This is a genomic window from Nonomuraea terrae, assembly GCF_004348995.1.
In the GTDB taxonomy this organism is placed as follows: domain Bacteria; phylum Actinomycetota; class Actinomycetes; order Streptosporangiales; family Streptosporangiaceae; genus Nonomuraea; species Nonomuraea terrae.
This window is the reverse complement of sequence record NZ_SMKQ01000093.1, coordinates 23,314-30,793: the sequence shown is the minus strand read 5'-3', so window position 1 is coordinate 30,793 and position 7,480 is coordinate 23,314. Positions and strand designations below refer to the sequence as shown.

Annotated in this window: 8 protein-coding genes; 5 read left to right on the top strand and 3 right to left on the bottom strand. The window is 67.8% G+C overall.

Annotated elements, in window-relative coordinates:
• Positions 1-599: cysteine desulfurase family protein (locus tag E1286_RS26225; protein ID WP_132616446.1), on the bottom strand; the 599-nt coding region annotated here is incomplete at its 3' end.
• Between the two features lie 150 nt (positions 600-749).
• Here E1286_RS26225 and ctaC point away from each other — a divergent pair.
• The 4 genes from ctaC (at position 750) to E1286_RS26205 (ending at position 5,007) form a co-directional block, all read left to right on the top strand.
• Positions 750-1,580, top strand: coding sequence for an aa3-type cytochrome oxidase subunit II (gene ctaC / locus E1286_RS26220; protein ID WP_111182263.1), 831 nt, complete (start codon positions 750-752; stop codon positions 1,578-1,580).
• 71 nt (positions 1,581-1,651) lie between these two features.
• Positions 1,652-3,241: an aa3-type cytochrome oxidase subunit I gene (gene ctaD / locus E1286_RS26215; RefSeq protein ID WP_246075163.1), complete on the top strand. Its 1,590-nt coding sequence runs from the start codon at positions 1,652-1,654 to the stop codon at positions 3,239-3,241.
• A complete protein-coding gene (locus tag E1286_RS26210; protein WP_132616442.1) occupies positions 3,241-3,654 on the top strand; it encodes a cytochrome c oxidase subunit 4 in 414 nt (137 codons plus the stop codon). The genes ctaD and E1286_RS26210 overlap by 1 nt, the downstream gene beginning before the upstream one ends.
• Positions 3,655-3,795: 141 nt before the next feature.
• Positions 3,796-5,007 (top strand): L,D-transpeptidase, encoded by a 1,212-nt coding sequence (locus E1286_RS26205; RefSeq protein ID WP_132616440.1) that lies wholly within the window; start codon positions 3,796-3,798, stop codon positions 5,005-5,007.
• Between the two features lie 156 nt (positions 5,008-5,163).
• On the opposite strand, the gene trpD is transcribed toward E1286_RS26205, so the two are convergent.
• Positions 5,164-6,210: an anthranilate phosphoribosyltransferase gene (gene trpD, locus E1286_RS26200; RefSeq protein ID WP_132616438.1), complete on the bottom strand. Its 1,047-nt coding sequence runs from the start codon at positions 6,208-6,210 to the stop codon at positions 5,164-5,166.
• A gap of 6 nt (positions 6,211-6,216) precedes the next feature.
• Positions 6,217-6,642, bottom strand: a complete 426-nt coding sequence (locus E1286_RS26195; protein ID WP_132616436.1) for a hypothetical protein — start codon at positions 6,640-6,642, stop codon at positions 6,217-6,219.
• Between the two features lie 179 nt (positions 6,643-6,821).
• Here E1286_RS26195 and ctaE point away from each other — a divergent pair, with 179 nt between their 5' ends.
• Positions 6,822-7,478, top strand: a complete 657-nt coding sequence (gene ctaE / locus E1286_RS26190) for an aa3-type cytochrome oxidase subunit III (protein ID WP_132616434.1) — start codon at positions 6,822-6,824, stop codon at positions 7,476-7,478.
• Positions 7,479-7,480: the final 2 nt, after the last annotated feature.

Below are 7,480 nucleotides of genomic sequence, written 5' to 3'. Positions count from 1 at the left end.
CCCCACTTGTGGGCGCTGGCCGTCAGCACCGACCAGCCGGACGGGATCGGCATCCGGCCGGCCGTCTGAGCCGCGTCGACCAGCAGCGGGACGCCGTTGGCCCGGCAGGCCGCGGCGGCCTCGGTCACCGGCTGCAGGGTGCCGACCTCGTGGTTGGCCGTCTGCAGGCAGGCCAGCGCCGTGCCGGGACGTGCCACCGCCTCGGCGAACCGGTCGAGGTCGACCCGGCCGGTCAGGCCCACGCCCACGGTCTCGACCGTGCCGCCCTCGCGTTCGTGCACCCCGCCGGCGTGCAGCACGCTGGAGTGCTCCACCGCGCTGGTCACCAGATGGCGCCCGGCCCTTCTCCTGCCGTGTAGGGTGCCGAGCACGCCGAGATGCACGGCCTGCGTGCCCGAAGAGGTGAACGACACCTCGTCGGGCCGAGCGCCGAGCGCCTCGGCCACCTCCGTGCGGGCCTGCTCAAGCAGCAGGTGTGCGCGGCGGGCCTGGCCGTACAGTCTCGCGGGGTCGGCCCAGCCGACGTCGATCGCCGCCAGCAGCGCCTCGCGCGCCTGAGGGTGGAGCGGCTCGCTGGAAGCCGCGTCGAAATACGCCACGGACTCATCGTCCCACTTGCGGGGCCATCGAGGGGTCGCGCGGGAGGGCAAGGCACCTGCACGCTAATGTGTCTGCATTCAGCTGTGCATTTGGAAATACGAGCGCCCAAGGGAGAGACTCTTGGGCTTCATCTGTGGGGTAGGCGATCCGTGAGTCCGACTCGCCGTACGACGCGGCGTTCGTTGGCCCGGCGCAGGGTGCCACGCGCCGCCGCTCTGGCGTTGCTGCTGGCCACTGCTACGGCGTGTGCTAATGACGTCCCCGAGGCCGATTGGTCTCGCGGCCTTCTTCCTGATCACGTCACGCAGGAGGGCGGCGTGGTCCAGAGCCTGTGGAACGGGGCCTGGATCGCCGCACTCGCCACGGGCGCCGTCGTCATCGTCCTGATCTTGTGGGCGGCGATCTTCCACCGCAAGCGCAAGTCCAGCGCCGAGCTTCCGCCGCAGGTTCGTTACAACCTGCCGATCGAGATGCTCTACACCCTGATCCCGCTCGTCATGGTGTCGGTGTTCTTCTTCTTCACCGCCCGCGACAGCGAGACCCTCACCAGGGTCGACGGCGACGCGCCGGTCAAGGTGAGCGTCGAGGCGTACCAGTGGAGCTGGCGCTTCACCACGACGGTCAACGGCCAGACGCTGGCGCCGGTCGCGGGCGTGCCCGTGAGCGACTACAACCAGGGTCCCCAGCTCGTCCTGCCGGTGAACACGAAGGTCGAGTTCGACCTTTCGACCGACGACGTCATCCACTCCTTCTGGGTGCCGGAGTTCCTGTTCAAGCGCGACGTCATCCCCGGCATCCCCGAGGACAACCCGGGCCGCAAGTTCCAGATCACGACGCTCAACCGCACGGGCGTCTTCGCCGGTCGCTGCGCCGAGCTCTGCGGTGTCGACCACAGCCGGATGCTCTTCTCGGTGAAGCTCGTTCCGCAGGCTGAGTTCAACCAGTACATCGCGACCCACCAGGCTGGGAGTGCCCAGTGACCGCCATTCAAGAGCCACTGACGACGACGCCGGTCAGGCCGACCTCCAAGGGCCAGATCATCGCCAAGTGGATGTCCTCGACCGATCACAAGATCATCGGGCACATGTACCTGATCACGTCGTTCGCCTTCTTCCTCATCGGCGGCGTCATGGCGTTGATCATGCGGGCCGAGCTGGCGCAGCCGGGGCTGCAGTTCACCAGCAACGAGCAGTTCAACCAGCTGTTCACCATGCACGGCACGATCATGCTGCTCATGTTCGCGACGCCGCTGTTCGCCGGCTTCGCCAACGAGCTGATGCCGCTGCAGATCGGCGCCCCCGACGTGGCGTTCCCCCGCCTGAACATGGTCAGCTACTGGCTCTACCTGTTCGGCAGCATCATCGCCGTGTCGGGCTTCTTCACCCCGGGCGGCGCGGCCTCCTTCGGCTGGTTCGCCTACACGCCGCTGTCCAACGCGATCAACTCGCCGGGCGTCGGCGGCGACCTGTGGATCATGGGTCTGGCCCTGTCGGGTCTCGGCACCATCCTGGGCGCGGTCAACTTCATCACCACGATCATCTGCATGCGCGCTCCCGGCATGACGATGTTCCGCATGCCGATCTTCACCTGGAACATCCTGCTGACCAGCATGCTCGTGCTGATGGCCTTCCCCGTGCTGGCCGCCGCGCTGCTGGCCCTGGAGGCCGACCGCAAGCTCGGCACCCACATCTTCGCCTCCGAGAACGGCGGCGCGCTGCTCTGGCAGCACCTGTTCTGGTTCTTCGGCCATCCCGAGGTGTACATCATCGCGCTGCCGTTCTTCGGCATCGTGACCGAGGTCCTGCCGGTCTTCAGCCGTAAGCCGATCTTCGGCTACATCAGCCTCGTGGCCGCGACCATCTCCATCGCGGGTCTGTCCATCACGGTCTGGGCGCACCACATGTTCCCGACCGGGCAGGTGCTGTTGCCGTTCTTCTCGTTCATGACGTTCCTCATCGCCGTGCCGACGGGTGTGAAGTTCTTCAACTGGATCGGCACGATGTGGCGAGGACACCTGTCGTTCGAGTCGCCGATGCTCTTCTCGGTCGGCTTCCTCATCACCTTCCTGCTGGGCGGTCTGACGGGCGTCATCCTGGCCTCGCCGCCGCTCGACTTCCACATCAGCGACACCTACTTCGTCGTCGCCCACTTCCACTACGTGGTCTTCGGCACCGTCGTGTTCGCCATGTTCGCCGGCTTCTACTTCTGGTGGCCCAAGTTCACCGGCAAGATGCTCGACGACAAGCTGGGCAAGCTGCACTTCTGGCTGCTGTTCATCGGCTTCCACACGACGTTCCTCGTGCAGCACTGGCTGGGCATGCTCGGCTTCCCGCGCCGCTACGCCGACTACAGCGCGGCCGACGGCTTCACCGACCTCAACATGCTGTCGTCGGTGGGTGCGTTCATCCTGGGCGCCTCGACGCTGCCGTTCTTCTACAACGTCTGGAAGACCTGGCGCAGCGCGCCCAAGGTCACGGTCGACGACCCCTGGGGCTACGGCGGTTCGCTCGAGTGGGCGACCTCCTGCCCGCCGCCGCGGCACAACTTCACCTCGCTGCCGCGCATCAGGTCTGAGCGCCCGGCGTTCGACCTGCACTATCCGCACGTTTCCACCAAGTCCGCCCAGGAGGTCGAGGCCTGATGAAGGTCCAGGGTTGGCTGTTCCTGCTGTGCGGCGTGTTCTTCGCCGGCGTCGACATCGCCTACTGGTTCTGGACGAAGGCGGAGACGGGCCAGGGTGAGCCGGTCGGCACCACGGCCATGGCCATCTCGGTCGGGTTCGCGTTCATGGTGGGCTACTACCTGATGTTCACCGCGCGGCGCATCGGCGCGCAGCCGGAGGACAACAAGCAGGCCGAGATCAGCGACGGCGCGGGCGAGCTCGGGTTCTTCAGCCCGAGCAGCTGGTGGCCGCTGTTCGTCTGCCTGGCGGCGGCGTTCGCCTTCGCCGGCTTCGTCATCGGCTTCTGGATGTTCCTGATCGGGATCTTCCTGGTCATCATGGCCATGATCGGGTTCGTCTTCCAGTACTACCGCGGCCACTTCTCGCACTGAGATCCGTCCTGAAGCGGACATTCTTCCCTTGAGGAAGGGTGTCCGCTTTTTGGCGTTCCTTAACGGTCTGCGGATGTGGTGAACTGCTCACTCCGGGTAATAAAGGAGGCAGACGGATCGATCTTGGACGAGGGAGTACTCGTGGGGCGCGTAGCGTATCGACCGGCCGGCCTGCTGGCCATGGCGCTGCTGACGGCGTGCTCAGCGGGCGGCCCGGCCGTGGACCCTGACAAAGGGGCCGCCATGGCAGGCGGCGCCCGGAGTGTCTCGGTGGGGGTCTCTCCGGCGAACAAGACCGCGAACGTGCCGACCGACCAGCCCGTGGTCGTGTCGGCCCAGGGGGGCACGCTCAAGAGCGTGCGCATCGACGGCGGCAAGTCGGGCTCGCTGAAAGGCGTCCTGAGCGCCGACGCCACCCGGTGGCGCAGCCTCGGCACCGCCCGGCCCAACACCGAATACACGATCACCGCCGTCTCCGTGGACGGCTCGGGCAAGCAGACCGAGACGACCAGCAAGTTCTCCACGGTGAAGGCCAACAAGGCGTTCGACATCGAGTCCATCACCCCTAACAAAGAGATCACGGGGCTGACCGTCGGGGTCGGCATGCCCGTCATGATCGCCTTCGACCAGCCCGTCACCGACCGGGTCTCGGTCGAGCGCAACCTCATCGTCCGCAGCTCCAAGCCGGTGGAAGGCGCCTGGCACTGGTTCGACGACCAGCACGTGGACTTCCGGCCGCGCAAGTACTGGCCCGCGCACACGAAGGTGCGGGTGGAGGCCAAACTGGCCGGCGTGCGCGGCGGGGCCGGCATGTACGGCAAGCGCGACGTCAAGCTCGACTTCAAGATCGGCCGGGAGCAGATCACCAAGGGCAGCATGAAGACCCACGTGCTCACGGTGCGGCGCGACGGCAAGAAGATCCGCACCATGCCCATGAGCGCCGGCAAGGGCGGCGTGTGGAAGTACCACACGACCTCCGGCATCCACCTGGCGATGTCGCGAGAGCCCGTCACGGTCATGACCTCGCCCGGGGTCGGGCCCGGCCAGTCCGGCTACTACCGGACGACCACCTACAACAACGTCCGCATCTCCAACAGCGGCGAGTACGTGCACAGCGCGCCGTGGTCAGTGGGCTCCCAGGGCAACGCCAACGTCAGCCACGGCTGCGTGAACGTCAGCCCGGAGAACGCGCGGTGGTTCATCAAGAACACCCTGATCGGCGACCCGATCGTGCTCACGGGCTCGCCCAGGCCGCTGGAGCCGACCAACGGGTGGGGGCACTGGCAGGAGAACTGGAAGCAGTGGCTCCAGTGGAGCTCGCTGAAGGACGGCCCCACCAACAGCCTGGTCTGACCCGGCAGCAGGACGACGCGGGCCCGAGTCTCTCCGGAGACCCGGGCCCGCGGGCGTGTACATGCGGTGTGCGGACCGTGCGCGCCGGCGGGCTCCCAGGGACACCCCGCGGGCGGCAGGGCTGGTACGGCGCTCTCAGAGCCTCGCGTGGGGGAGTCAGGCGCGGGTGAAGGAGGCGCTGGCTTCGACCCAGCGCTCGAGGGCGGCCGCCGCGGCGCCCGAGTCGACGGCCTGGGACGCGCGGGCATAGGCGTCGGTCATGGCCTGGTCGAGGTCGTCGCCGGGGCCGTCGAGCGCGACCAGCGCCGCGGCCGCGTTGAGCAGCACGGCGTCGCGCACCGGCCCCGTCTTGCCGCCCACCAGCTCGTGCACGGCCTGGGCGTTGAACGCCACGTCGCCGCCGCGCAGCGCGCCCACGTCGGCGCGCGGGATGCCGAGGACCGACGGGTCGAACGTGGTCTGCGTCGCGGCGCCGTCCTTGACCACCCAGACGGTGGAGGTGCCGGCGATGGTCAGCTCGTCGAGCCCGTCGTCGCCGCGGAACACCAGCGCCGACACGCCGCGCTCGGCGAAGACGCCGGCCAGCACGGGCAGCATCTTGGGGTCGTAGACGCCGATGGCCTGCGCCGAGGGGCGGGCCGGGTTGGTGAGCGGGCCCAGGAAGTTGAAGAACGTGGGGATGCCGATCTCCTTGCGCACCGGCCCGGCGAACCGCAGCGCGGGGTGGTAGACCGGGGCGAAGCAGAACGCGATGCCGGCCTCGCGCGCCACCTGCGCGGTCTGCGCCGGCGTGAGGTCGAGCCGGACGCCGAGGTGCTCCAGGACGTCGGCGGCGCCGCACGAGGACGACGCGGCGCGGTTGCCGTGCTTGACGACGCGGGCGCCGGCCGCGGCGGTCACGATGGCGGCCATCGTGGAGACGTTGACGGTGTGGGCGCGGTCGCCGCCCGTGCCGACGACGTCGACCACGGGCCCCTCCACGCTCAGCGGCGTGGCCAGGTCGAGCATGGTGCGGGCCAGGCCGACCACCTCGGCCACGGTCTCGCCCTTGGCGCGCAGCGCGATCGCGAAGCCGGCGATCTGAGCGGGCGTCGCGGCGCCGGACATGATCTCCCGCATCGCCCAGGCCGTCTCGTCGGAGGTGAGGTGCTCTCCGGCGAGGAGAGCGGAAAGCAGCATGGGCCAGGTCGTACGGGAGTCCATGGGCACCTACTTGGCGTTGAGACGGGTGGCGGAACGACGGCGCATCAGGTCGGCCACGGTGTCGGCCAGCACGATCGGCTCAAGGGGCTGCGACACGACCGCGTCGGCCTTCGACCACTCGGCCAGCCAGCGGTCGTCGCGCCTGGCGATGATCAGGCAGATGGGCGGGCAGTCGTAGACCTCGTCCTTGGCCTGGCGGGAGACCCCCATGCCGCCCGCGGGCTGCGTCTCGCCGTCGAGGACGGCCACGTCGATCTCGCCGGAGCCCAGCCACTGGTGAACCTTGGGCTCGGTGGCGCACTCCACGATCTCGACGAGGGGGACGTCGGCGGCGGGCCGCCTGCCGATGGCCCGGATCACCTCGGCCCTGGTCGCCGCGTCGTCGCTGTAGACGAGGACCCTCATCTTGTCGTCGGTGCTCCCAGTGGACATCGCTCGCGCTCACTATCAGTCGAAGCGGTATGGTCACCTGGGATCGTACCGGTGTGTCGGTGTGCTGGCCCAGGCCACCATGCCTGGTGGGTGGTTTATACCGATTATCCCAGGTTGGTCGGTGGTTCGTGCCTGCTAACGGGGGGTCGTGCGCCGGACCGACCACTGGAGCCGCAATAATGCTGCCCGTGGCGACAGCATCCGCAATAACTTCGACGACGACAGCACAGTCGTACCGCAGACCCAACCTGGTCAGTGTCGGGACGATCGTCTGGCTGTCCTCTGAGCTCATGTTCTTCGCGGCGCTGTTCGCGATGTACTTCACCATCCGGTCGGTGAGCGAGGGCAAGGGCCTCGAGTGGGGGCCCGCGCTTCTTCCCGCAGGCACGCAAGCGGCCGAGGGCGTCGCTCACCTGAACATCCCGTTCGCGACGGTCAACACGATCATCCTGGTTCTGTCGAGTGTGACGTGCCAGCTGGGCGTGTGGGCCGCGGAGAAGGGGCAGGTCGGTAAGCTCCGCTTCTGGTACATCGTCAGTTTCCTCATGGGCGCGGTCTTCATCGCCGGCCAGCTGTACGAGTACATGGAGCTGGCGTCAGAGGGCGCGACCCTGTCCGCCAACGCCTACACCTCGGTGTTCTACCTGACGACGGGCTTCCACGGCCTGCACGTGACCGGTGGCCTGATCGCGTTCCTGTTCATGCTGGGACGCACGTACGCCGCGAAGCGCTTCACGCATGAGCAGGCCACCAGCGCGATCGTGGTGTCGTACTACTGGCACTTCGTAGACGTCGTCTGGATCGGTCTTTTCGCGACCATTTACATCATTCGTTAAGG